Genomic DNA, 25833 nt, shown 5'->3' with positions numbered 1-25833 from the left:
ATGAGCGATTAAAAATTAAAAGAAAGGGTGAAAATTTTGGATCTCAAGTCAATAATTAATAGTCCGGGAATGTGGATTGCTAGTAGCTTTATGGTCATTATGGTCGTGGTTCAATCTGCCATATTTATGAGGGAAGCCTTTCGTGCAGCAGATCAAATGGGCATTTCTCGAAAAACTTGTTTTACTGGGATGCGTGCCGCAGCAATTACCTCGATAGGGCCGGCAATGGGGCCTGTGGTAATTTTAATTTCTCTGATAAGCATTCTTGGGGCACCAACTACTTGGATGCGGCTTAACGATATTGGCGCTGCGCGTACCGAACTTCTTTCGGCCACGATAGGAGCCCAGGTAATCGGTGTGGATATACAGTCGGCAGCATATAATCTAAAAGCGTTCAGTTACTCTTTGTGGAGTATGGCTCTCACAGATATGGGTTGGATTATTGTAGCGCTGATATTAACACCTCGTATGAAACAAGCGCTCGATTCATTGACTAAGAAAACTGACAAACAATGGGTAACTCTTGTTTCGGCCGGTGCAGCAATGGGACTCTTTTCGTTTTTGACTGGAAACCAAGTTGTAGGCGTTGGCAAATCCGGCAATATTTTAGCGGCGGTCGCAGCTGCAGTAACGATGCTGCTTATTGGATTAATCAGTGACAAATATCCGCGTCTTCAGGAAATATCGTTAGGTGCTGCCATGGTTATCGGGATGTTTACCGCCGCAACCTTTTTCTAATCTAGATTTCTATACTTAAGGAGTGAAAAGACGTGGATTATAATGAAACATTCTTGAAAAGATGCATAATGGTAGGCACTATAACTTTAAGTATCGCCTTAGTGTGTAACTTTATTCCGGCAATATATATATGGATTGCATATGGAGAGATTCCAAATTTTGCTGATTTGGGAAAAATACTTGCTATTAATGCAGCGCTCCATGGACTATCTTGGCTTATGCAACCAATTTCATATTTTCCGGTTCTTGGGACCAGTGGAACATACGTGACGTGGTTGGCGGGCAGCGGAGCAGATATTAGAACCCCGGCATCCAGCATTGCGCAAAAAGCCGCTGGGGTGGAAATGGGATCGCCAGAAGGGAATGTAATATCGACACTTGCCATCACGACGTCAGTCTTTGTTACGGTTTTAATAATTACACTGTTTACTTTTATCGGTACTGCGGTAATGCCACTTCTACCCAAATTCATAATAAGCTCTTTCAAATTTATCCTACCGGCTATTTTTGCTGCAGTCTTAATGAACTTTGCGAGAAAAAACCTGGATGTTTGTGCGAGTATTGCAGTTGTTGCCTGTGGGCTTCTCTACTTACAACGCTTTGTTGTAAAGTTTCCCGATTGGCTAGCGATGCTTGTACTATTGCTGGTCGGGATATCTTTTGCTCACTTTAAATATAAACTAATACAAAAGAAGACTGTCAACAGCTAGTAAATTGGCGATTAGGGGGGTTTTTATGAACGCAAAATATGATCTGGTAATTTTCGGCGGAACAGTGATCGATCCAATAATGAACAGGGAAGAAAGATGTGAAATCGGAATTCGGGATGGTCTAATACAAGATGTCGCGGAAGAGCTCGATCGTTCGAAAGCATCGCAAACGCTAGACGCGACCGGGATGCTTGTAATCCCGGGGCTAATTGATATGCATGTCCATCTTTCTAATGTTTATCATGGTCAGTATGGTCATAAAATGCTGGCGCTGGCTGGTGTGACCACCGGACTGGATATGGCTGGACCAACTGATGAAGTCTTGGCTACCGCTAAGAAGGATGGTGCGGGAATATCAGTCGCCATATTAGATGGCATTCGTCCTGGATACAATGTTAAGGACGAAGATCCTGGCGAGGATGAATTGGAAAAGCTGATTGAGCGTTCGCATTGTAATGGTGCTATTGGCATTAAACTACGAGGTGGACACTACCCAATGACGCCGGAGGCGACGGCTCGGGCTATTAGAGTAGCCAATGAACAGAAGGCTTATGTAGCTTACCATGCGGGCAGCACTCGCTTTGGCTCAGTAGTGGAGGGTGCCTTGGAAGGGATTAACTTAGCAGCCGGCCGAGCGCTTCATTTGGCGCATGTAAACAGCTATTGCCGAGGCACTTCGCGACCAATCATGGAAGAAACGGAAGATCTGGTAAATGCGCTAATTGCCAACCCCAACATTACGTGTGAGGCTTATGTTTCTGAGTTTAATGGCACGACTGCCAAATGTTCCAATGGGCTTCCGGAAAGTCTTGTTACGAGAAGAAGTCTAATGACGCGAGGGTTTGAGGCAACGGAGAAGGGAATGGAGGAAGCCTTGAGATCGGGTTGGGCGTATGCTAATATGCCTGAAGGTGGTATTATGACCCTGAGGACAGGGGAAAAGGCCGTTGAATTCTGGCGTGAATTAAATACAGCGGCTTTCGTCAGCTTCCCAATCAATCCTCCGGAAACACGGTTTCGTTTCGCTACTGCGAAGCGAAAAGACGGATCTTTTGTCGTTGATGGAATCAGCACCGACGGAGGCGCTATTCCGCGTAATGTGATTATTCAAGTTGGACTATCCCTTGTAAAACTAAACGCATTGACAATGGCCGATTTTATATATAAGACAAGCATCCGCCCTGCTCACATTCTTGGCCTCAGCAACAAGGGCCGATTATCTCCTGGTGCAGATGCGGATATCACCATTGTTGACTTTGAACGGCAGATTCCTCGCAGCACAATTGCAAATGGTAAGATCATCATGCATGGAGGAGTAGTGTGTGGTAGTGGCTGCCGGGTACTCACTACAAAACGAGGCGAAGAGCATGTACGTTCTTATGGTTTGGAGCCCAATGTCATTGACGTCGCTAATAGTGGATTTTATCAGCGACTGGAGCAAGTACAAAGATAGAAGAAAAAGCTAAAGGATAAATGCTATAGATTAATATTTGTACTATAAAAACCTCATCAAACTGAATTCGATATGTTAAAGGGGGATTATTTCTTGAAACTTTTAATAACTTCACTTGCGTACGCGATGTTATTGATGTTCGGCGCGACGGCAGCAGCAGCGCCTGCGCAGGCGGAAAATGCTAAGCCCAATATTGCAATTTTGGCTACCGGAGGAACTATTGCAAGTCGAGGTGCCGATAGTATGGCATTAACCGATTACGGGAGTAATGCAGGAATGAAGCACCTGGGGATTCAGACTATGATCGACGCTGTGCCGGAAGTCAAAAAGTTTGCGAATATTACAGGAGAGCAAGTTTTTAATGTGGGAAGTTCCAAGCTCGCAATTGAAAACTGGCTGATATTGGCTAAACGTACCAACGAATTACTCGCTTCAAAAGATATAGATGGTGTCGTTATTACTCACGGGACCGATACAATAGAAGAAACGGCATACTTTTTAAACCTTGTCGTAAAAAGTGACAAACCCGTTGTTTTGGTCGGCGCAATGCGTCCGGCGACCGGGTTGAGCGCTGACGGTCCGCTAAACCTGGCCAATGCAGTTGCTCTAGCGGCCAGTTCCGAGGCTAAAAACAAGGGTGTTATGGTTTGCATGAACGACCAGATCAGCAGCGCTTTCGGTGTTATGAAAATGAATACAACAAATGCTGCTACATTCCAGAGCCCGAATACGGGGTATCTAGGATACATGCAAAATTTCAAACCGTTTTTCGTTTCTGCTCCGCTAAAAAAACACACATATCAAACGGAGTTTGATGTATCTGACCTAACGACACTACCGCGGGTTGAAGTAAATTTCACAACCCTGGGTTCGGACGGCGTATTAATTGACGCTGCTGTTGCCGCAGGGGCAAAAGGGATCGTCAACGCGGGTGTAGGGCATGCCAATGTGCCTGCAGCCACATTGAAAAGCCTACAGGAAGCGCAAAAAAAAGGCGTATTGATCGTCGTCGGATCAAGAGTTGACAGTGGTATTGTAACGCCAACCACAATGCATAGTAAGTCAGGATTTGTGTCAGCTATGATGCATAATGCACAAAAGGCTCGTGTTCTGCTTATGCTTGCGCTGACAAAAACTAATAATGTTATGGAAATCCAACGAATATTTGACGAATATTAATACTTGGATTCGTTGGATAAAATAGGATTTTTTGGGTAAAGCATGGGCGGTATTTGCTTAGATACTATGCCGCCCTGTGTTTTCTATTCAATCAGATATATATATTGTGAAAAATGAGGACAAAAACAGTATGAAAGAAATCATTGTTCTTAGTGACAAAGATGTCGAGAGTCTGGTTTCGTTAACAGATTGTATTCAAATAGTCAAACAAGCATTTATTCGGCATAAAGTTTGGAAATATTGCAGCACCCTAGGTAAGAAGAAATCTCCGAGGTGGGTATCCTATATAGTCCATGCTGCTCCCTTCTAGCTGGATAAAAGAGCCAAGTCACACAATTTGATGTATACAGCATACTTTATGCAATTGATTAGCGATTGACTACTCATAACTATGAGGGAAGGAAAGTAGACTTGCAGTTCACTGCCTGGCGGAAAGTTATTGTTGAGAAGCTCCGCAGCAGTGGATATAGCCGGCAGGTACAAGTATGTCTGATGGCATATTGAAATTTGGCAATTAGCGCTCTCTGATGATGAGCAAAACAATAAAAACAATCAAGGAGAAATGTTATATGCAAACTGTTAGTACGCCTTATTCCCATCAATCTAAAGGGCATTATTCTCCAGCAGTAATCCATGATGGTGTTGTATATATATCAGGTCAGTTGCCAATTAACTACGCCACCAATGAAACGTTACCTGTAGGAGGGGTGGAGGAACAAATCCTGCAGGCGCTCGCAAACCTTGAGTGTGTCTTGAAACAATGCGGAAGTTCTAAACAACAAATACTCAGGACAACGGTATATATCCCAGACGTCGCTTATTGGCCAGTTGTTAACGAGATATTTGCGGAATTTTTTGGAGAACATAAACCGGCTCGTACGGTTGTACCAACAAATACACTTCACTTCAATGCATTAATTGAAATAGATGCAATTGCTTATATTTGATGAGCGTGATGACGTTAAAGTTAACCCATTATAGTGTCGAACGTTACTATAAATATAGCCGATGGGTATCTGTATAATATAAAGCTGCTGAAATAAAATGACTAGCTGGATGAGGAGTGTTTGTTATTATGAAAGAGCTTGCATGCATACCAAAAAAAATTATTCGTTTCCAGGATACCAATGGTAACAAGCATTATGGCATTATTAACGAGGATACTATCTTTAAACTAAAAGTTGGGTTCCCGGAGATTATTAGTGGAATTTTTGAATTCAGTGGAGAGCAGCTATCCTTAAATCAGGTTAAAATTTGTGTTCCAGTAGAACCTTCAAAGGTGGTAAATTTTGGATGGACTTTTGCCGGACATGCCAAGGAGACCGGGGGTACTGCCAATTTAAAGGAACCATTCCTGTTTCTAAAGCCACCGTCTTCACTCATTGCAGATAGTGAGGTGATTTGCCTCCCGCCTTCCGACTTAACAGATAAGGTGGAACTGGAAGGAGAGATTGCAATTATTATAGGTAAGCAATGCAAAAATGTAAAAGAGGAAAATGTCTTTGATTACATTTTAGGGTATACAGTATTCAATGATGTTACTGCGAGAGATCTAACCAAAACAGACCCACAGTTTACGCGAGGTAAGGGTTTTGATACATTTGGACCGCTAGGACCATGGATTGCTACTGGAATTGATCCAACAAATTTGAGAATTACTACCACTTTAAATGGTCGGGTTGTTCAAGATGGAAATACAAGTCAAATGTCTCTGTCTATTCCATTTCTTGTTAGCTGGATTTCCAAAGTGATGACCTTAGAGCCAGGTGACATTTTAGCCCTCGGATCACCAGCGGGAACTTGTCCGATGCAGGATGGCGATACGGTAACTGTAGAGGTGGAGAATATTGGGAAGTTGACTAACTATGTAAGACGAGCTAGTTAGATTTGTGTCCTGATAATACTGGTTGTAGTGATCGACTAGACATCACCTTGATCCTTACCAAACAAATGACACAAAAGGAATTCAAAAAAAATTTCCGAGGAGTATTATAATTCCAAGAAAACAGAGAGGACAGGTATGAGAGGGGGAGTTATCCTCTCCCTCTCCTCAAGTAATGCCATGTAGTTCGGTAAGTTGCACACAATTAAAAGAGTATCATAGATATTTTAGGTGACAGCCAAAACCAAACCAGATCAGTATTATACATCAGAGTATTTAAGAAATATTAGCTACTGCCTCTTTTGATCGTAAGGAGGTGATAAAATAAATACAGCTTCAATACAATTTGGCGACTTCGTCAAAAATAAGCGGCTAAAAAAGAAAATCACACTTAAAGATCTGGCGAAAAAGTTAGATTTATCTATAGCATATTTGAGTGACATTGAAAATAATAGGCGTTACCCAATAAAGAGTAAAATTAATTTATTAATTGAAATACTTGAATTGTCACCAAAGGAGCAGGATCTTCTCTCTGACTTGGCCGGTAAAGCGCGAAACGAGGTACCTCCGGATTTGCTTGAATATATTATGGATTGGGAGGTTTCACCTTATGTTAGAGCGTCGCTTCGTAAGGCAAAGCAAAATGCTATGTCTGTTAAGGAGTGGAAGCGTATTATCGAAGAAATAGATAAAATAAGATATCAAAAATTTGAGCGCGAAGAAAGTTAGCTTATTGACTGATAAATTTATCAATCAATAAGCTTTTTTATTTTATCTGTTTTACGCAATTATGCAGAAATGCAGAAAAGTGTAAACAAAAAATACATAAAGCCCTGTGAATTCAATAAATCACTAAAACCGGCTAATTTGCTAAATGTTGTAGCGAATTAGCCGGTTTTTTTATTTCCCTCCTAAAAAAAAGGAGGGAAATAAAAATGAAATTCAAGTTTAAATTTGTAAAAGGTGAACCCGTAGAAGAGGAAGTCCATTTACACGAATAGTTTTGTCAATGTAAAAGTTGACCACCACTGCTAGAGTAAAAGTTGACCGGCTCTTGATGATTACGGTCAAAAGACAGATAATTTGGTCTAATTAAATCCGTGATCACAATCATTTAGTCATTCCCCTTGGGATGCTTTGCCTGAATTGATTGACGGAAACGATAACTTTCACCATTCATCATATGAATATCGGCTCGGTGAGTTAGTCTGTCAATCAAGGCTTCGGTCATGCGCACATCACCAAAGACCTCCGGCCATTTGTCGAAGTCCAAGTTAGTTGTGACAATTATGCTGCCCAGTTCATGTCTGGTTGAGCAAAACTGAAAGAGCAGTTCAGCGCCAGTCTTGCTAAATGGTATGTAACCAAGTTCATCGAGGATAACCAGATCATCGCGCATCCATTCTTTTTCTAGTTTTAAAAGCCGATGCTCTTCTCTGGCTGTTAGCAGTTCTTCTACCCAACGAGCTGTTTGATAAAATTTCACTTTTCGTCCCTGTTGGTAGGCGCATAAGCCTAGGGCAGAGGCTAAATGTGTTTTACCGGTTCCCGAATTGCCCATAAGAATTACGTGCCGCCGCTCGTCAAGGTATTCTCCACGCATCAGAGCGAGAATACGTGTTTTGTTTAACGTGGGGATTGCCGTAAAATCGAAGCTTTCAATGCTTTTGCTATGGGGAAACTGGGCCTGTTTTGTCCGGCGAGCAATGAGTGTCTCTTCGCGATGATCCATCTCTTGTGTGAGTAAAGCAGAAAGAAACTCCAGGTGAGACAATCCTTTGGTTTCTGCATCACGCAATATGGCGGGTAAACTGTTAGCAGCGCCAGACATTCGTAGATCCTTTAAAAAATGAGTCGTCATGGCAACCGTCATGCACTCACCCCGCCTTCGTGCAGTTGGAGATACCGATTAATCGCTGGCGGTGCTACCGGTGCAGGGAAAGAAGAGGGTATGGGCTTTGGTTCGAGGTGATTAACAGGTTTTTTGTGGCAAATCACTTCGTCTGCATAATTTTGTATGAGTTCAATGCTCACCTGGTTTTGTATCAGTGCCTTATCCAGTGCTTTGGCTAACACCGCTACTGGATATTGTTTTAAGAGAAGCAGCACTGCGACAAAGAGCTTGTCTGCGTGGTCGGAATCTTGGCGCTGAGCCAGTTGGTGATAGGCGGCAAAGGAGGCTGGCAATTCTGCCTGTCTAACCGGTTTTGCCTGACCTACTGATCGGGGTTTTCGCTCCAGTAGTTTGAAGTAATGCTCTAGGATAAAGAAGGATACGAGGGGACGGTTCGCTCTGTTTCCTTGCTGTTGGACCGGGCAGGGACAGAAGGATACGAGGGGACGGTTCGCTCTGTTTCCTTGCTGTTGGACCGGGCAGGGACAGAGGGGCAGGAAGCTTGACCAAGGGAAAGATGCTATCTAGTCAAGACAGAATTGAGAGAGAAGCGGAAGAGAAAAAGGGAGTTTGGTACTTTAAAAATAATGAGCCGTGAAATGGCTAGCTAGAAAGCTAATTTCACGGCTCATTATTTTTATGTTGTATTTTATCATTCAAGGTGCCAGATATAGTATTTTTTTCTTCAGTACCAGCGTAATATTCGGAGAAGGCACGTTTGAATTGGATAATTGCCCAACCGCGTAAATTGGAATCACCGCGCAGCATGAGATTTTTTAATATATTACACATCTGTTCTAACTCGGGGTCACAATGAGCCTCGAGTTTTTGTCTTGGTATTTGAATTTCAGATGATTCATTGCTTTTAGAAGTGGTTAATTCTATTCCTCTTAATATCCAGTCTAAAGACACATTATAATATTCGGCGACCCGAAGTAAGTATTCTAGGCTCGGTTTAGCACCATGTTCAACATTTTTAACATATGCATAGCGGTAGCCAATAGGTTCTCCAAAAGCCGTTTGGGATAAAGTGCCACGTAACAATTTTAAGCGTTGACCAATCTCGATGTATTCTTTTTCTTGATTTATTTAGATCACCCCATAAACTTTTTAGAATTTATTAGTTCTAATAAATGTTGACATAGAACTAAATGGTGCTATAATATATATATAGTTTGTATGAAGTTTATTACCCTAATCCCGTTTGTTTTGCGACGGGGATAAAGCGAGGTGAAAACGATAGTCCCAAATACCCCCCCAAGTGGAGTAACAATAACAGTGGCTATATTCTAATTACTACTGATAACAAAAAGTAGTTTTCCAAGCCTGAAATCGGGAAGCATCCAGCCGCCAAGCAACGATGCGTCCTGCAGGCCATCCAAGCCTCAACATAAGTCTGTCCCAAACAAAACCAATTTTATTATACCCCATCGGCGCAAAGACGTAAACGATTATTAAAAACTGAACCCAAAATCCATACATTTCCTGGAAATAATAAAGAAATATAGATAGCTTCCACACCTGGCGAGGATGGAAGTAGTGCGGGGTGCGTAGCGATAAAAGGCAACGAGGCACTACAAATTTGGTTACAAAAATATCGTTATATCATAGCGCAGCAACGCTATAACTTCAATGGGCTGCCTTTTTTTGTGCTGCGCTAAAGTAAATTTAAAGTGCCGGTAGAACGGTGCCATGACAAAATGCGATAGGGGACAATAATCAACCACGGTTCCAACGTCGTAAAAGAAGGGATAAGATGCGAGCCTTTTATAATTATGCTCCATTAGCACTTGCTATATCAGGAATGTTAGTTGGTCTAGCAGGCTATTACTTGGACATGGTTTTACAGATAAGTTATGAAAGGCTATTATGGGCCGGAATAGCGCTGCTGTTATGTCTAGCCGGATTTATGACCGGTGGGCTAATCCGTCGGTTGGATTTGACTTCTCATACCGATCCGGTGACAGGCTTATGGAATAGAAGGTACTTCTACCGGCGGCTGGCGGAAGAAAAGACTTGCGCGAACCGGAGAAAGACGGCGATATGTGTTGCTATGATTGATATAGATAACTTTAAGACGATTAACGATAAATACGGTCATGCCGCCGGGGATTTGGTATTGTTGGAGCTGGCGGCTATCTTTAAGAATACCGTCCGAACTACCGATATTGTTACGCGCTGGGGTGGCGATGAATTTGCCATCATCTTTTCCGGGGCTTCGTTACGGGAGGCATATGCCGTTATGGAACAAATTCGCTATAAAGTCGAGACGAAGTTTTATTTTTCCTATGGCCTGGCCATAAGCGCGGGGGTCATTCCTCTGGAGCCTGACCAAGCAGTACAAGACCTGCTGCTAACAGTCGATCAAGCCTTATATAAGGCAAAGGTCCAGAAAAACTTAGTTATTGCGCAGACGGATCTTCTATGTTAGTGTGGCGAACATTATCACCAAACCGCCAACGAGAAACTGAGATATATGATAAGATATGTGAGGCATCTGACGAGGTTTCCCGGCTTAGTAAAGAAGGTATGGATACAACCGAAGCACTCCGGCGGCTGGAGGCAGCATTAGCAGAATTTGAGTTATTTAGGTGTATACAATATAGCGGAAAGGTTCTCTAGTTTCCTGAAGTAGTAAAATTTATGGGAACAGCTATGGGCGAGCTTGCCTTGTACATGTTATATATTTCGTCGTTATATATGACACAGAGAACTGTATTATTGGTAACAACGAAAACCCTTACTAAATTCGTATTAAATTTGGCAAGGATTTTCGCTGTTTTTAGGGAAGATTAAGTTATATAAGTTGTATAGTCCTTAAGGCAGCTGTTATGGCAGGTGCTTTTTTGCGTTCATTTTCAGGAGGTAATCAGCGAAAATTTAGCTTTTATGTTCATGGAAGCGCAGTAAAAAACATTCCTTTGAGTGATGTATCAGTTAATTTTGAGCTTGTTTAAATTTAGTTTAAATAAATGATATATTGTATATGACAAAGATGGTATTATCATATTTCCGATGGTTTTTTGAGAAAGGAATGGTATTTGAGTGAGCAGCATTCTGATTGTGGATGACGATCCGCATATTCGTGAACTAATAAAAATAGTTCTCCTCAATGAAGGATTTGCGGTATACGAAGCAGTTGACGGTGTGGACGCCCTTGCCAGACTGGAAACCATAAAAGTCGATTTGATTATTTTGGATGTTATGATGCCGCATATGGACGGCTGGGAGCTTTGTCAGGAACTCCGGGAACATTATGAGTTTCCCCTTCTCATGCTCACGGCCAAGGGAGAAACCAGTCAAAAGCTGAAAGGCTTTCAACTTGGTACAGACGACTATCTGGTTAAACCCTTTGACCCGTTAGAATTAGTGGCGAGGGTAAAAGCATTGTTGAAGCGCTATCAAATTGCTACATCTCAAACTATACAAATTGGTGAATTAACGATCAACCGCAAGACCTATGAGCTGATTATCGGTACTGAAAGTCTGACCTTGCCCCTCAAGGAGTTTGAACTCTTATATAAGCTGGCAAGCTATCCCGGGAAAACATTTTCCCGGGAGCAATTAATTCAGGATATTTGGGGATATACCTTTGAAGGCAATGAACGGACACTGGATGTTCATATCAGCCGGCTGCGTGAGCGTTTTTCTGAGAACCGTTGCTCCTTTAAAATCCGAACCATCCGGGGCTTAGGGTACCGACTGGAGGTGCAGCAGTAAATATGAGAAAAAGTATCAGATTTGCCGCCGGAATCATTTTTTTGTTGGTGTTATACACAGGATGTGTCAGTATTACTTTTTTCCTTTCTTCTCAAGTTACTATTTATTCGGCTTTAGGCCTGTCCCCATTATTCATTCAGATTATGAACTCACTTTTCGGTTTATTTTTGGCTGGCGGCCTTTTCTGCCTATTAAGGTTTAACCATATGGGACGAAAAAAACAATTCTTTATGAAAACCCAAAATGCAATTGAAAAAATTGGCGCAGGAGATTTTAATGTCAAGCTCCAACTAGAATTTAACGTGCACAAGGAGTTTGAAGAACTTATGGAAAGCGTAAATAATATGGCTCTGGAATTAAGCCAATTGGAGAAAATGCGGCAAGAATTCATCTCCAACGTATCCCATGAGATCCAGTCGCCGCTTACCTCCATTCGGGGGTTTGCACACGCATTGCGTAATGATGAATTGAGCGCCGAAGAACGTTTGCGTTATGTGGAAATAATTGAGGCAGAAAGTAGTCGGCTTTCCCAATTGAGTGACAGTATGCTGAAATTAGCTTATTTGGAAGCAGAAAATAGAAAGTTTGAGCTTACCTATTTTCGGCTAGACCAACAAATTAAAGACATTATTTTGGCTTGTGAGCCCCAGTGGGCAACCAAAAATATCGATATGGAAGTTGATGTGGAAGAAATGAGTATTAATGCCAATAAAGACTTACTGAACCAGGTATGGACCAATATCATCCATAATAGCCTCAAGTTTACCTCGGAAGGTGGAAAAGTGCGGGTCGAACTTTCTCGACAGGGTAATTCTGCCATATGTAGGATATCCGATACAGGTATCGGCATGAGTGCAGAAGACCAACTCCATGTTTTCGAGCGTTTCTATAAAGCGGACAAGTCAAGGGAACGATCACATGGCGGTAACGGCTTGGGGCTTTCCATCGCCAAGAAGATCGTAGATATACATGAAGGTACAATCGGTGTACAAAGTGTATTGGGTACAGGCACTACCTTTACCGTAACCCTGTTGACAGGCAAATGAATAAGAATCATCGGAGTACAACTTCGCGACTATATTTTGCGAAGTTGTATTTTTTTTATTTATGCGGCGTGAGTTTAAATTCAGTTTAAAAAACTCCGGTATAATTACCAATAAGGTAGCGCGCGCCACTGTAGAAAGGATTAGTTGATGAGGAAAGCTAGTCGGTATCGACTGTATTCCAATTTCTAATGACACATTTGCCAAGTTTTCGAACATATGTAGTTTTAAATAGTCACCAGTTTGGCCTGGAATGTATCATGTTTCAGGTAGACTAATAAATCAATACGGAGGAAATAAGAAATGAAGGTTGTAGCGATCAACGGAAGTCCACGAAAAAGCGGAAATACAGAGTTGCTTCTCAAGGCGGTGTTGGAGCCACTAGCCGAATCTGGCTGGGAAACTGAGTTAATTCAAATTGGTGGCAAGACCATTCGGGGTTGTTGCGGATGCCATAAATGCTGGGAGAATAAAGATAAGCGCTGCATTTTCGGTGGGACCGACATTTTCAATGATACTTTCGCAAAAGCCTTGGAAGCAGATGCTATAGTTCTAGGGTCTCCAGTTTATTTTACAGATGTTACAACTGAAATGAAGGCGTTTATTGATAGAGCCGGATTTGTTGCGCTTGGTAACGATTGTGCACTGGCTGGAAAAGTCGGAGCTGCCGCAGTTACCTTACGCCGTGGTGGGTCCACTCACGCATTTGATACAATGAATCATCTATTCTTCATGTCGCAGATGGTCGTACCGGGCTCTATTTATTGGAACATGGGTTTTGGCCTGAGGCCAGGCGATGTGGTTCAGGACGAGGAGGCATTTCGTAACATGAAACACTTGGGTGAGGCCGTTAATTGGCTGGGAAAGATGATAAAAGCAGGCAATGTTCCTTATCCAGTAGTTAAAGAGGGTGAATTACCTCCCGAACCAGCGCAAAATGAATAAAGCGTTCAACTTCTGACAGTTCATCTATTCCCTTGTTATATGCGTATCTTTCCCACAGGTTGACTGAAACGATGCTGTCAATATGAAATTAGCTGGTCAACAAAAATACACCTCTCATGTTCGTATAGTTTCTCATGCGACATAAGAGGTGTTTTTTCTTTTTTTCCATACTATGGTTCAGACTAACTGTCGGCTGCCGTCTTTTGTTGTTTATAGAGATTTTTTTGCGGCAACAGCTCCCTTGGGTTTTGTGGAAGCCTGTAGTCGGCATGGTTATTGCATAATGCTGTATGGCGGGAGGCAAGCGCTGCATGGGAATTTATCAATCTGATAGGGCTATATGCATGGCCTCTGTCAGATGAGAAGTTGAAAATGCTTGTTTTATGTGTGCTGAAATGGAATGTGACTGCTTAGTCCAGTGCCTTATCAAAATGATAGAATTTATCTATTTGATAAGGTATTGCGGCGTAATTTTGGTGAAAAGGGACGGGTTTTTAGCAGCTTAAAGTGGGAAAAAATTTGTGGTTAAGCTGCCCGGGACTACATATGGCGCTTCCAGCGGACTGCCGACGCTGTTTTTGCAGTGTCTGGAATTATCTGGCATAATTCTTGCAAGATCATGATGTGAGTGCGGAGTAAAAATTGACATAGCATTTTCTTAAAGAGAGGAGTTTATAAATTGAGAAAACTAATTAACCTTGAGGTAAATGAAAAACAGCTAAAGAAAAATGCTCAGATAGCAAAGGAACGGAATATACGCATTCCAACTTTGGAACAGATGAAGAATCCTAAGAATTCTCCCAAAATAATTAAAGAGAAACTGAAAACGACTGGTCTTTGGGATATTGATCCTGTTAATTTATTTAGAATCACTTGGAAAAATGAGCCGTTAGAAACCGGCGGTTTGTATCAAGATTTACCGAATTATGTGGAAATACCTAGTGAAATTACAGGAGTAAAGGCGAGAATATTTGCAATGGCAGGTAAATTCTTTCCCATTGGTGCACATAAAGTAGGGGCAAGTTTTGCATGTTTGGTGCCAAGACTGATTACAGGCCAATTTGACCCGTCTTTTCATGAAGCGGTATGGCCATCGACGGGAAACTACTGCCGGGGCGGAGCCTATAATTCTACGTTGCTTGGCTGCAAATCGATTGCTATATTGCCGGAAAACATGAGTAAAGAACGATTTCAATGGCTAAGCAAGGTTGCTGGGGAAGTAATTGCAACACCGGGATGTGAAAGCAACGTAAAAGAAATTTACGATAAAACGTGGGAACTGAAGAGAACCAGGGAGAATGTTGTTATCTTTAACCAGTTTGGTGAGCTGGGCAATCACCTCTGGCATTACGAAGTGACCGGAAATGCCATGAACGAGATTATTCGGGCAGAGGCCGGAGAAAACGGAAAACTGGCCGGTGTATGCCTGACATCCGGATCAGCCGGTATCCTGGGTTGCGGTGATTTTCTTAAAGAGCGTTATCCTGGTGCTAAGCTTGCTGTTGGCGAGGCCGTCCAGTGCCCGACATTGCTGAACAACGGGTTTGGCGATCATCGCATTGAAGGTATTGGCGACAAACATGTGCCGTGGATTCATAATGTAAAGAACACAGATATGATTATCGGTATTGATGACATTGACAGCTTAAAAATGTTCCGCTTATTCAATGAACCGGAAGGTCGGAAATATTTACAAAGTATCGGCATCTCTGCTGACGCCATTGAAAAACTTTCATGGGTTGGTATTTCCGGCGCAGCCAATATTATCTCTTGTATTAAGTTCGCCAAATACTACGAGCTTACCGAAAACGATATTATTATGACTGTTCTTACTGATTCTGCTGAAATGTATCAATCGAGACTGGCGGAAATGGAGTCGGAGTACGGTAAATATACTTTGGCGAATGCCGCGCTGGATCATGGAATATCAGTGCTCGGACTGCGGACGGACCATGTTGAAGAATTGATTTATCAGGGTAAGAAACGTATTCATAATTTGAAGTATTATACCTGGATTGAACAGCAGATGTATGATGTAAATGAACTGAATGAGCAATGGTATGATTATGACAATTACTGGGGGAGACTGCATCAGATGGGACCAGAAGTAGATCAATTGATAAATCAATTTAATTATCTAATTGACAATTAATGTCAATTCGGGAAACCTGAATGGGAATTACAGGGGGCGTTAATATTTTCCGTGTCAATGGGGACGGGGTTATTGACAACATATACTAGGCGATAAGATAAAGCTGGGGGAGAAAGGGGTCTAGAGATCTGCTTCATAGCCCTGTATGATACAGTCTCCATTTCAATGCGCGGACCTGAAAAGCCAGGCGGTATCCTAAAATCCGTAAACTCGCTGCGTGAACAGTACGGATTTTTTAACGGAATACCGCCTGGCTTTTTTCCTGTGAATTTAAGCCGCTCTGAATGAGTAGCATTAAAATTAAATCTTGTATTTGATACAAGATTTAATTCCAATGCTTTGCAAAAAAGAAGCATTCAGTCGCCAAGCAACAAGGAAGTCAATTTTATTTACTTCCGCACTGGTCTGATATACTTAAAAAACCGTTCCGGATTAAAATAAAAGTAAATTATTCTACCGGGGGAAGTATCAAAGCAGTAACCAGTGCCTGCAAAATCAAAAGTTGCCATTGCCTTTTCAATCTTTTCCTCCACACTACGATTTTCCTGCTCATAATCGAATGGCCCATGTTCAAAAACAATATACTCGGCTTCGGGAACATCAATCATAAGCATTTGTGGTGGTACTTCGCCTTTATAATCAAAAGGAAGTCGTACACCATAACACTCTGTACGTGGAATACCCCAATCGCAGAGTCTGCCGTCCGGGTCATTAATGTACGCCATAATCTGACCGCTGCCGCCGTTAGATTCGCTCCCACCATCGTCATCCAATTTGCCCTTGATACTATCGAGTAAGCCGCAAATTGTTTCGCAGTCCTGTCCCGGAATAAGACTTTGCTTTTGCCAAAAATCCCAATACCCATTACTCTCATAGTTTTTAATGTGCAAAAATTTGTGTGCGGGAATGGTTACAAAATAAATTTTAACATCATCTGTAGATTTCATCATCCCAATCTCTCCCAATCCTAAAAAGTAGCGGTCGAAAGGGTTTATTTTTGTACGAAGAACGATAGGCTTAGGCTTTTTTCACTATCCCGAACCTCTTTTAGTGCAAAGGCTAATTTTCTATGCCGCAGATAATCCCTAAATTGCATACCCGATATTTCTTTGAATTTTCTCGTTGTATAAAATTCGGAATAACCCAGCCTACGAGAAAGAAAGCGTAGTGTCAAGGCTTCGTCATTATAATTTTTAATACATTTGTCAATTTCATCAACGATTATTTGAATTTGTTTCTGCCACTCGTACATTCGTCTATTCACCTCGTTTCAATCACCCTACATTTATTATAAAGAAATAGAGAGATTACTGCTTGATTTTACTTGCTGTTATTTCATTTTCCTCTTTTAAGTTTTACATCTTTTGGTTTTTCTGCACCTTTAGGTATCATCCATGCCCGACTATCATTTATCAGAGCGACTGTTCTTGGACCGCTTACACTAATGAAAAATGGTTGTCTTCCCAGAGGAATGAGGTACATTGAGAAGGATGCTAAAGAAGACCTACCAATTTTAATAAAGACAATTTCGGCACACAGAGCAGCAGAGTGTGCGGAGGCTTTAAAATACGTTATAACGCTATACCAAAAACTCAGAGAATATCATAGCACCCCAGATTTGCACAGGCGTAAGGAAGCAGAGATACAATCAATCATCTACCTAAATAACGTTATTAAGCGGATTAAAGAATAGTAAGCGTATTTGCCGTTATATATCTTGTCGACGAAAGCTGCTTCACAGGCTTACAATATTGACAAAATTATACTTCCTAAAGAAGAGAAATTGCTATTTGGCATCTGATGTGCAAATAGCAATTTTTGTTTTACTACTATTGAGGGGGAAAGCAAAATGTGAGAAGCTAGGGGACGTTCGAGTAGCTAGTGGATGTTCTTCTTGCTTCTCTTTTAAAATGCTTCAACGAAGCAAAATGAACGTCCGAAACCACTGAAAAAGTCAATAAATAAACAATCTTCCCTCCATTATGGTAAAATATAACTGTAGATGTTTGCCGGAATGGAGGGATTTGCTTTGCTTAGACATGTGCCTCACCAATTAAGTATATATAGCGTGCTCTATGACAAAATTCCCAACGACCATATTCTGAAGACTATCGCAGCCAAGGTTGATTATAGCATATTGCAGATTGACTCCGCTATTTATGCAGATAAGCTAAAAAAACATGGATATATCAGTGGTTTCGAACCGTCCTGTCGCTTTTCTTCTATTATATTTATTGACAGGTACTGTATTTATTGGTACATTATAGATGACGATTTTTGTCGAAATTTATACCGATAAGGAGTTTGCATGAAATCAACTGGAGTTGTTAGAAAGCTGGACGAATTAGGAAGAATTGTAATACCTATCGAATTGCGTCGTACTTTTAATATTGGTGAAAAAGACGGTCTTGAAATATTTACAGATAATGACCGTATTGTTTTACGAAAATATGAGCCTGCATGTGTATTCTGTGGAAGCGCAAAGGAAGTAATTAGTTTCAAAGGAAAAAAAGTATGTAAAGAGTGTATTTCAACAATGACTAACCAGGCTGTCTAATTTTACAGCGATGGTTCGATAAGAATATTTTCTTTCATGTTTCGAAACTAAGCCAAAGAGCGCAAAATCGGTGCTCTTTAGTACAAACTGTAGCATTATAATCTGAAAGTAATACAGGGCGTAGGTCTCTGCTCACCATTCAACTGCCTATCTACTCGGAAAGGCGGTTTTGAAAGATACGAGGGGACGGTTCGTCCTGTTTTTTTGTCCCAATAATGGATGAGTAAAGGCACGGATATTTGACCCGTTTTGGTTTAGACTTTACAATCACGTTCTTTAGATACGTCGCTTATATCATTTTTTTAGAGATAAGCTAAAACTCAAAAACTCTAAAGTCACTAAAAAAGCAACCGTCTAAAGCATCCCTGGCAATTGGAGCTTTAGACGGTTGCTTTAAATATAGTAGCTTACTTACGTACTTTTTTTCCTACTAGGATTATTGGATTGATTTGGTTATCGTTTTGTATTGTTGGAGCTGGTGGCTATCTTTAAGAATACCGTCCGGACTACCGATATTGTTACGCGTTGGGGTGGCGATGAATTTGCCATCATCTTTTCCGGGGCTTCTTTGCGGGAGGCATATGCCGTTATGGAACAAATTCGTTATAAAGTCGAGGCGAAGTTTAATTCTTCCTATGGCCTGGCCATAAGCGCGGGCGTTATTCTTCTGGAACCTGACCAAGCAGTAAAAGACCTGCTGCTAACAGTCGATCAAACCTTATATAAGGCAAAGGTCCAGAAAAACTTAGTTGTTGCGCAGGTGGATATTCCATGTTAGTGTGGCGAACATTATCAACAAACCGCCAAAGAGAAGCTGAAATATATGATAAAATACGTAAAGCATCTGACGAAGTTTCCCGGCTTAGTAAAGAAGGTATGGATACAACCGAAGCTCTCCAGCGGCTGGAGGCAGCATTAGCAGAATTTGAGTTATTTAGGTGTATACGAATATAGCGGAAAGGTTCTCTAGTTTTCTGAAGTAGTAAAATTTATGGGAACAGCTATAGGGCAAGCTTGCCTTGTACATGGTTATATATTACGCAGTTAGATATGACACAGAGATCCGTATTATTGGTAACAGCGAAAACCCCTGCCAAATTTGTATTAATTTGGCAGGGGTTTTCGCTGTTTTTAGGGAAGTATGTTTTATAAGGAATGTAAGTTCCGCGCTATGATAAAATTATTTCAAACGTTGAAGCAGTTTCGCACAACCTGACGTCTCTTAGTGTTAGTTTCTTCTTGGAACTGACAGGACCTAAATAAAAATCTTTTCTGAAAAGAGGAACCATGTTGGAACTTTACGATAAATATTCAGTACACCAGATACTAGTAAAGCCAATTCGACTATTTGCCAGTCCAAAACTAAAGGATAAAATAGATGCATTACATTGGCTGAGAGATAAAGCTGAAATTAGTGACTTAGAATATGTCTACCCGCTAGTGTTTGAAAAAAAGACGCAGCTTGGCTTAGTTGCGGCGGAAATCGTTCATGACGTGATGACAAATCTCACTGGAAAGCAATGGGGAAGTATTTATGACAAAACAAAATATTTGCGGATAGATAAAGAAAATCTCACATTCCTTCTAAAATATCCGGAGAACCTTTCAGTTCACTTATTAGGTATAGCAACATTGAATTACAACGGTTATGTTAGGGAAAAAGCACTGCGGATTTTATCCGGTGTTTCCGGTTCAGATGTAGTTCCCTATGTGCTTTTGCGAGTTTATGATTGGGTTGAGCCGATAAGGATGATTGCTTGTCATGTTTTGCGGGAGACGTTGACAGCATCGAATATAGATGCCTTAATTACAAACTTTTATCTTATTGATAAAATGAAAAACATTCTGCGAGTAGACTTAAAGATTATCCAGGCGGAAGTTATATCTTTTCTGAAAGATGAATCTGTAACTGGGAGAATTAAAGCTAATCTTAGGCATCCGAATGTTAAAACGAGGTTGCTTTGTTATTCGATTCTTGCAGATCGGATATCTAACGATAAAGATATTGTTGAATTGGCAGCTAGAGACAAGTCATTTGAAGTGAGGTTATGGCTAGTGGGAGCTATTAGTAAGCTTGAGGCCAAGCAAAAGCATGAGGTAATAAGGGTTTTGCTGCATGATAAATCGGCGAGAGTGAAGGTGGCCGTTTTAAGAAGCGCCCCGGAAATGGTTTGTAATGAGTTTAAAGAATATATATTGGAATTGGCACGTGACGAACATACATCACCAAGAGAGGCTGCCAGGTATATTGCAAAAAGCAGCTTACTGATAGAAGATGCTCCCGATTTCTATAGGGATAGAATTAGAACTCGCCCCTCCGGTGGAGCCATTCTTGGTCTGGGAGAAATACAGGCTTGGCCCACTAATGATGAAGGTTTCTATCGAGGGCAATGCCGTTTTCACAAACAGGAGTGCAGTGGGGGAACTTTTATCAAATTGAAGGTTCGAAATGGGAAAAGGATTTTCCAAGTGATGACATAGTTGTTGAGAGTAGCTTAAAGGATAAGGATGGTTCATTTCCTGATAATAACAGCTACTGGACCGCCTCCATCTGGGTGGGCCCCGATGGAGGCGGTCCAGATACATAAAACATCGGATCATTGGCTATTGACGCAATTACCCCGTTAACAACAGCTCAAGCATGCCTCGTATGATTAATGTCCGAATCTGTAAGCATAGTAGTTCTTCTATTACGAACATATCCAGTAGAATTTGCTTCCGCTTTTGCAAATAAATTGACAATTTTAGCAGTTTGCTCTGCGGTAGGTAACTTATCAACCTTCATACCACAATTATATTGCGCAAAACAGCCTGTTATAATGATATTTAATATTTAACTTGAGTATTTTTGACTCTACTTATTTGTAAAGAATTGATAAATCAAACTAAATCAGAAATGTAATTGATTACATTTCTTTCACAGCAGCTATACGTTTTCTTTCTACAAAGTAGTAGAGCGCCAACACTATTACATACCAGACGAGTCCGCAAATAATGTTAATACGAGCCCAGTCTTGTTGATATAGTGTATAGATGATGAAAAGGAGAAAAACTATGGCAAGATATGCCGAATACGGCGCAAAAGGCATTTTGTATGCCAGCTTGTCAAGCTGTTCTTTTGATAATCCTCTACGGAAACTTATTTGTGAAGCCAAAATCATTATCCATGTAAAGAAATTACAAAGTGTGCCTAAACCAGCAAAGTACATGAAAATATTTTCAGGTACGAGATAGTTTCCAAGTACGCAGAGTAAGAGAATCCCAGCAACGGCTAGTACCGAATTCATTGGAACACCATTCTTATTTGTCTTTGCTAATGCAGCAGGTGCTTGTCCTTTTTCAGCTAAATTGAATATAATTCGAACTGATCCATAAATGTTGCCATTGAAGGAAGATAAAGCTGCTGTAATTACAACGAAATTTACGATTCCAGCAGCATATTGGATTCCAAAACGGCTGAAAATGTCTACGAATGGGCTTCCAACTTTTGAAAATTCTGACCACGGATAAACAGTAATGATAATAAACACTGCGCCAACATAGAATAGCAAAATTCTCCAAAAGGTAGTATTAATAGCTGTCTTCATTGTCTCTTCTGGTTCTTTGACTTCACCAGCAGTCATTGCAATCATTTCCATCCCGCCATAAGCCCACATCGCTAGAAACAAGCATCCAGCCAATCCTTCAAGACCATTCGGAAAGAAGCCACCATGAGACCATAAGTTAGATAAACCTAAAGGAACTCCATCATTACCCAGTCCAAATAAAATAGCCGCGAGTCCCAAAATAATCATGATACAAATAGTTGCTACCTTGATCATTGCAAACCAATACTCAAATTCACCGAACACTTTTACGCTAAGCGTATTGATAGCAATCATTAAAATGAATGTTGCCGCAGCCCAAATCCACTGAGGTGTATCCGGGAACCAAAATTTCATATAGATTGCAACGGCTGTGACTTCTGACATACAAAAGATCAGTGCAGCTAATGTATAGTTCCAACCTACCAAAAATCCAGCACCTTTTCCAAGGTATTTCGAAGCATAATGACTAAATGCACCTGCGGATGGTTCGTGGACTGACAATTCGCCAAGAGCACGCATGATAAGATACATGAAGCCTCCACCTATAATATAGGCAAGTATAACGCTTGGCCCCGCCATAGTAATAGCCTTTGAAGATCCCAGAAACAAACCAACACCAATGGCGCATCCTAAAGACATTAATATTATATGCCTTTTTTCAAGTCCCTTCTGTAATCCAGATGATGTGTTTTCCATAAACAATCCTCCTTGTTCATCTTTGATCTTCTTAATATGCTCAGTTTCCCACAGTATTTCACATTGCCGACCCTGCCTGTCCCCGGTGGTTTTACGCCGCTTTTATCGACTTCTAACCTCCTTTTCTTAACGCTATGTCGTGATGGCAAGCGAGTTAGGTTACGGCAGGTTTTTGAATGGGGCAGAATACGGATTCTGGGGGGCAGGGCGCAAGTAGGATGCCAAAGAGCGGCTGAAATGGCAAATTTAATTAATATTTCGACTATTTTTGTCGCTATTCGGAATCATTTCGCAGGATCAAGTTTCTACTTCGCTCCAAAACCTATTTTCTTCCTACCACCTCCTCGCTAGTTATTCACCAATCGCCAAAATCATCCACAAGGTTCTCCGGATTGCCTAATTACCACACCCCATCACTATAATTAATCATAGCAATAACAACTGCCCGTACTTGGGGCAACACCGTAACCTTTCCAGATAGATCCATTAGGGTCACTTCGTTTTATCCCCATTGCTTACCACCTCTTTAATTATTCATTTTAACAACTGGATATACGTTTGTCTTCGTCAGTACTAGCCAAATCAACAACTGCATTATTATCATCTAGTGCCAATATAAAAGAAGAAAAAAAGTTCTACAATAAGTAGCAAAGGTCACACCTTCTGGCGAATGCTCTAGTTCATTCTGACTGAATATGTCAAAAAGGACAGTGCTGAACATTCTCGAAGGAAAAATTTTAGACAAACTCTAGCATAATTAGGGCGGTTTTATGTTGGAACAAAAAATAGCGATTCTATGGATATAAGAGGGAGCTTAACATGAATAATCTGAAAGTAGCTTTATTGCAGCTTATGCCTGAAGACACTTTAGGTGCCAACCTTCAGAAAGGCTTGAAATATTGCGCAAAATCGAAGGAAATGGGTGCGGACATTGCAGTGTTTCCTGAAATGTGGAGCGTTGGTTATAACATTCCGGAAGATATTGCTGAATTAAAAGCAAACGCTGTACCTGCTGATAGTGCATTTGTCAATTCATTTGGTAGTCTTGCAAAAGATCTCAATATGGCTATCGGAATAACCTTCCTTGAAAAGTATGATCCTTTACCAAGGAACACTCTGTGCTTGTTTGATCGTTTTGGCAACAAGGTACTTACATACTCAAAAGTACACACCTGTGATTTTGGCGATGAATGCCGATTGACAGCTGGCGATGATTTTTATGTGGCCGATTTAGACACCGAGCAAGGTACTGTAAAAATTGGTGCAATGATTTGCTATGACAGAGAGTTCCCGGAAAGTGCTAGAATACTTATGTTAAAAGGTGCAGAAATTATTTTAGTTCCAAACGCATGCCCTATGGAGATAAACCGCATATCACAACTGAGGGCAAGAGCATATGAAAACATGGTTGGCATTGCAACTGTCAATTATCCAAAAGGCCAGCCTGACTGCAACGGCCATTCTACTGCGTTCGATGGGATTGCATACAGGCCTTCTGAGTCTGCATCAAGAGATACACTTGTTATTGAAGCCGGTGAAAGGGAGGGGATTTATATAGCTGACTTTCCTGTTGATGAAATTAAAGAGTATAGAAATCGTGAAGTGCATGGCAACGCATATCGCCATCCACAGAAATATAAACTACTTACTTCCGAATATATTAAGGAGCCTTTTATCAGAAAGAATTACAGAAAATAGTTAAAGGAGAGATGTCCCACGAAATAGTCATCATAGGCATACATTTTACCTCCTAATATTTTGTTATAGAGTTTTGTAATATTTAATCATCAAAACAATCATACTGATTGTTTTGATGATTTTCGCATAATGTAGAAATACGCTTGCCTATTTCTACAAATAATTTGCACGATTCTATTTTCAGCTTTTCTTTAAGTATACGAATTATGCACGATAACCCGGTGATAATTCACAAAATAACAAAAAGAAAAGCGGGATAGTGCTTTAGTGGCACCATTCCGCTTTCTTCTTGGTTACAGAGTCTTCTTGGCAAAATGCAGAACACGTATTACAGATATAAATCACCGTACGTGTCGCGGGGACGGTTCTTTTGGCACTCGCCTTAAATCTGTGCTAAATAATGCAAGAGGTTACTTTGGTACAGATAATGGAGCTTTAAATGTATTTCCTATGTCGGTTATTCGTCGTCCTTGTCTTCGGAGTCTTTGGGTAATGGTTTAGAGGCCGCCGCCGAAGCATCAGTTTTCTCCGAACGATCGACGCCTTCCTGCCACATATGGAAACGGTACACAAGCAAATTTATTACCATTGAGGAACTGAACGCTAAATAACGAAATATTTATGTTGATTTTCACACAGTCTGACGGCCCTCCGCTTCCTTAAAAGTTTTCGCTGATCTTTGAGTTCCAGTCATATGGTTTAATTCGAATGAGTATTCAAGACTAATGGCCAGGAAGCAATGATTATTGCTTTTTTCTTTTATATCCTTAATTTTAGCATGCAAGGAAGAATTAAGAACTCAATAACTGGCGAAGATCATCAAAAGCATTTATAACTTGAAACTTTTTTCTGATTTTCACGTCTTAACTATAAGAGGCTTTGGAGGGTGAACCATGACTGAAAAAAATGACGGTGTCGAACAACACCAATTATATACATGGGAAGAGATAATTGGCAAACATCAGCATTATATATTCAACCTGGCCTTTCATTTGTGCCACAATAAAGATGATGCCGAAGATATTATGCAAGAAACATTTCTAAAAGCTTTCAAAAGCTATAGTAATTTTCGTGGAGAAGCGTCTGTTCGTACTTGGCTAACCCGTATAGTAATTAACACCTTTATCGATAACAAACGTAAAGCTGTTAAGCATGAACCTTTTTTTCAGAGCGACATAATACTGTCATCGGGCAGTAGTCCAGAAAGAGTTGTCATTAAAGGAGAAATGCAACGGTGTATTCATCATGTTCTCCAATATCATTTACCTGAAAAATATAAAACTGCTATAGTACTTCGCGACATCTATGGTTTCAGCTATGCCGCCATTGCAGAAATATTGCGAATCACAGTGGCATCTGTAAAGTCACGGCTTCACAGAGGAAGAAAACGGTATCTGGAACATTTGCAAAAGTCGGGATGCGTTGCATTTATCGAGGATTATTCTTGTTATTGCGAGGAGGCGAAAGAAGTATGTAATGAAGGTGCTGAATCGTTTTTTAGGTTATTTACTGAAAGCAATAAATAAAGGAAAAAAATGATTACTGCGTTATTTCCAGTTAAACATTATAAGAGAGAGGG

At 40.9% G+C, this 25833-nt stretch carries 23 protein-coding genes and 1 pseudogene; 19 read left to right on the top strand and 5 right to left on the bottom strand.

The features are described 5' to 3' along the window. Nucleotides 1-36: 36 nt before the first annotated feature. From SRRS_RS17115 to SRRS_RS17085, 7 genes are all read left to right on the top strand, one after another. Entirely contained in the window at nt 37-738 is a 702-nt protein-coding gene (locus SRRS_RS17115) for a DUF5058 family protein (protein WP_371362220.1), read from the top strand. 32 nt (nt 739-770) lie between these two features. Next, entirely contained in the window at nt 771-1448 is a 678-nt protein-coding gene (locus SRRS_RS17110) for a hypothetical protein (protein ID WP_371362218.1), read from the top strand. Between the two features lie 25 nt (nt 1449-1473). Beyond that, nucleotides 1474-2901, top strand: a complete 1428-nt coding sequence (locus SRRS_RS17105; RefSeq protein WP_371362216.1) for an amidohydrolase family protein — start codon at nt 1474-1476, stop codon at nt 2899-2901. 93 nt (nt 2902-2994) lie between these two features. Further along, entirely contained in the window at nt 2995-4080 is a 1086-nt protein-coding gene (locus tag SRRS_RS17100) for an asparaginase (RefSeq protein ID WP_371362214.1), read from the top strand. 569 nt (nt 4081-4649) lie between these two features. Further along, nucleotides 4650-5027: a RidA family protein gene (locus SRRS_RS17095; protein WP_371362212.1), complete on the top strand. Its 378-nt coding sequence runs from the start codon at nt 4650-4652 to the stop codon at nt 5025-5027. Nucleotides 5028-5155: 128 nt separating this feature from the next. Next, on the top strand, nt 5156-5965 hold the full coding sequence (locus SRRS_RS17090) for a fumarylacetoacetate hydrolase family protein (protein WP_371362210.1): 810 nt from the start codon (nt 5156-5158) through the stop codon (nt 5963-5965). A gap of 321 nt (nt 5966-6286) precedes the next feature. After that, nucleotides 6287-6691: a helix-turn-helix domain-containing protein gene (locus SRRS_RS17085; RefSeq protein ID WP_371369858.1), complete on the top strand. Its 405-nt coding sequence runs from the start codon at nt 6287-6289 to the stop codon at nt 6689-6691. 385 nt (nt 6692-7076) lie between these two features. Here the strand turns inward: SRRS_RS17085 and istB are convergent, their stop codons facing one another. Further along, a complete protein-coding gene (gene istB / locus SRRS_RS17080; protein ID WP_371362209.1) occupies nt 7077-7823 on the bottom strand; it encodes an IS21-like element helper ATPase IstB in 747 nt (248 codons plus the stop codon). 654 nt (nt 7824-8477) lie between these two features. Then, complete coding sequence (locus SRRS_RS17075) at nt 8478-8900, bottom strand: helix-turn-helix domain-containing protein (protein WP_371362207.1); 423 nt, start codon at nt 8898-8900, stop codon at nt 8478-8480. A gap of 712 nt (nt 8901-9612) precedes the next feature. Here SRRS_RS17075 and SRRS_RS17070 point away from each other — a divergent pair. The 6 genes from SRRS_RS17070 (at nt 9613) to SRRS_RS17045 (ending at nt 15716) form a co-directional block, all read left to right on the top strand. Then, entirely contained in the window at nt 9613-10287 is a 675-nt protein-coding gene (locus SRRS_RS17070; RefSeq protein ID WP_371362206.1) for a GGDEF domain-containing protein, read from the top strand. Beyond that, a complete protein-coding gene (locus SRRS_RS17065) occupies nt 10281-10478 on the top strand; it encodes a hypothetical protein (protein ID WP_371362204.1) in 198 nt (65 codons plus the stop codon). The genes SRRS_RS17070 and SRRS_RS17065 overlap by 7 nt, the downstream gene beginning before the upstream one ends. A 423-nt stretch (nt 10479-10901) precedes the next feature. Continuing rightward, complete coding sequence (locus SRRS_RS17060) at nt 10902-11576, top strand: response regulator transcription factor (protein ID WP_371362202.1); 675 nt, start codon at nt 10902-10904, stop codon at nt 11574-11576. 2 nt (nt 11577-11578) lie between these two features. Further along, on the top strand, nt 11579-12622 hold the full coding sequence (locus SRRS_RS17055; RefSeq protein WP_371362200.1) for a sensor histidine kinase: 1044 nt from the start codon (nt 11579-11581) through the stop codon (nt 12620-12622). Nucleotides 12623-12922: 300 nt separating this feature from the next. Next, nucleotides 12923-13564: a flavodoxin family protein gene (locus SRRS_RS17050; RefSeq protein ID WP_371362199.1), complete on the top strand. Its 642-nt coding sequence runs from the start codon at nt 12923-12925 to the stop codon at nt 13562-13564. 679 nt (nt 13565-14243) lie between these two features. Continuing rightward, a complete protein-coding gene (locus SRRS_RS17045) occupies nt 14244-15716 on the top strand; it encodes a pyridoxal-phosphate dependent enzyme (protein ID WP_371362197.1) in 1473 nt (490 codons plus the stop codon). Nucleotides 15717-16105: 389 nt separating this feature from the next. Here the strand turns inward: SRRS_RS17045 and SRRS_RS17040 are convergent. After that, nucleotides 16106-16968: pseudogene (locus SRRS_RS17040) on the bottom strand (AraC family transcriptional regulator). Nucleotides 16969-18024: 1056 nt separating this feature from the next. Between SRRS_RS17040 and SRRS_RS17035 the strand changes: the two are divergent. From SRRS_RS17035 to SRRS_RS17020, 4 genes are all read left to right on the top strand, one after another. Continuing rightward, complete coding sequence (locus tag SRRS_RS17035) at nt 18025-18273, top strand: AbrB/MazE/SpoVT family DNA-binding domain-containing protein (RefSeq protein WP_371362195.1); 249 nt, start codon at nt 18025-18027, stop codon at nt 18271-18273. 466 nt (nt 18274-18739) lie between these two features. Further along, a complete protein-coding gene (locus SRRS_RS17030; protein WP_371362194.1) occupies nt 18740-19051 on the top strand; it encodes a diguanylate cyclase in 312 nt (103 codons plus the stop codon). Beyond that, complete coding sequence (locus SRRS_RS17025; RefSeq protein WP_371362193.1) at nt 19045-19227, top strand: hypothetical protein; 183 nt, start codon at nt 19045-19047, stop codon at nt 19225-19227. Before SRRS_RS17030 ends, SRRS_RS17025 begins: the two co-directional genes overlap by 7 nt. Before the next feature lie 333 nt (nt 19228-19560). Next, nucleotides 19561-20754 carry a HEAT repeat domain-containing protein gene (locus SRRS_RS17020; RefSeq protein WP_371362192.1) on the top strand — a complete coding sequence of 398 codons (1194 nt, stop codon included), beginning with the start codon at nt 19561-19563 and terminating at the stop codon, nt 20752-20754. Nucleotides 20755-20908: 154 nt separating this feature from the next. Here SRRS_RS17020 and SRRS_RS17015 read toward each other — a convergent pair whose 3' ends face one another. Both SRRS_RS17015 and SRRS_RS17010 read right to left on the bottom strand, forming a co-directional pair. After that, nucleotides 20909-21058 carry a ring-opening amidohydrolase gene (locus SRRS_RS17015; protein WP_371362191.1) on the bottom strand — a complete coding sequence of 50 codons (150 nt, stop codon included), beginning with the start codon at nt 21056-21058 and terminating at the stop codon, nt 20909-20911. Nucleotides 21059-21179: 121 nt separating this feature from the next. After that, the gene (locus tag SRRS_RS17010) at nt 21180-22556 is read right to left on the bottom strand and encodes an amino acid permease (protein ID WP_371362189.1); all 1377 of its coding nucleotides are present in this window, start codon (nt 22554-22556) and stop codon (nt 21180-21182) included. Between the two features lie 819 nt (nt 22557-23375). Between SRRS_RS17010 and SRRS_RS17005 the strand changes: the two genes are divergently transcribed. Both SRRS_RS17005 and SRRS_RS17000 read left to right on the top strand, forming a co-directional pair. Continuing rightward, nucleotides 23376-24254, top strand: a complete 879-nt coding sequence (locus SRRS_RS17005; protein ID WP_371362188.1) for a carbon-nitrogen hydrolase family protein — start codon at nt 23376-23378, stop codon at nt 24252-24254. Between the two features lie 893 nt (nt 24255-25147). Then, the gene (locus tag SRRS_RS17000; protein ID WP_371362187.1) at nt 25148-25780 is read left to right on the top strand and encodes an RNA polymerase sigma factor; all 633 of its coding nucleotides are present in this window, start codon (nt 25148-25150) and stop codon (nt 25778-25780) included. The last annotated feature ends 53 nt before the right edge of the window (nt 25781-25833 follow it).

Origin of the sequence: Sporomusa rhizae, assembly GCF_041428845.1 — a bacterium.
GTDB lineage: Bacteria > Bacillota > Negativicutes > Sporomusales > Sporomusaceae > Sporomusa > Sporomusa rhizae.
Note: the sequence above shows the minus strand (reverse complement) of the source record. Positions and strands in the feature narration are given on the sequence as shown.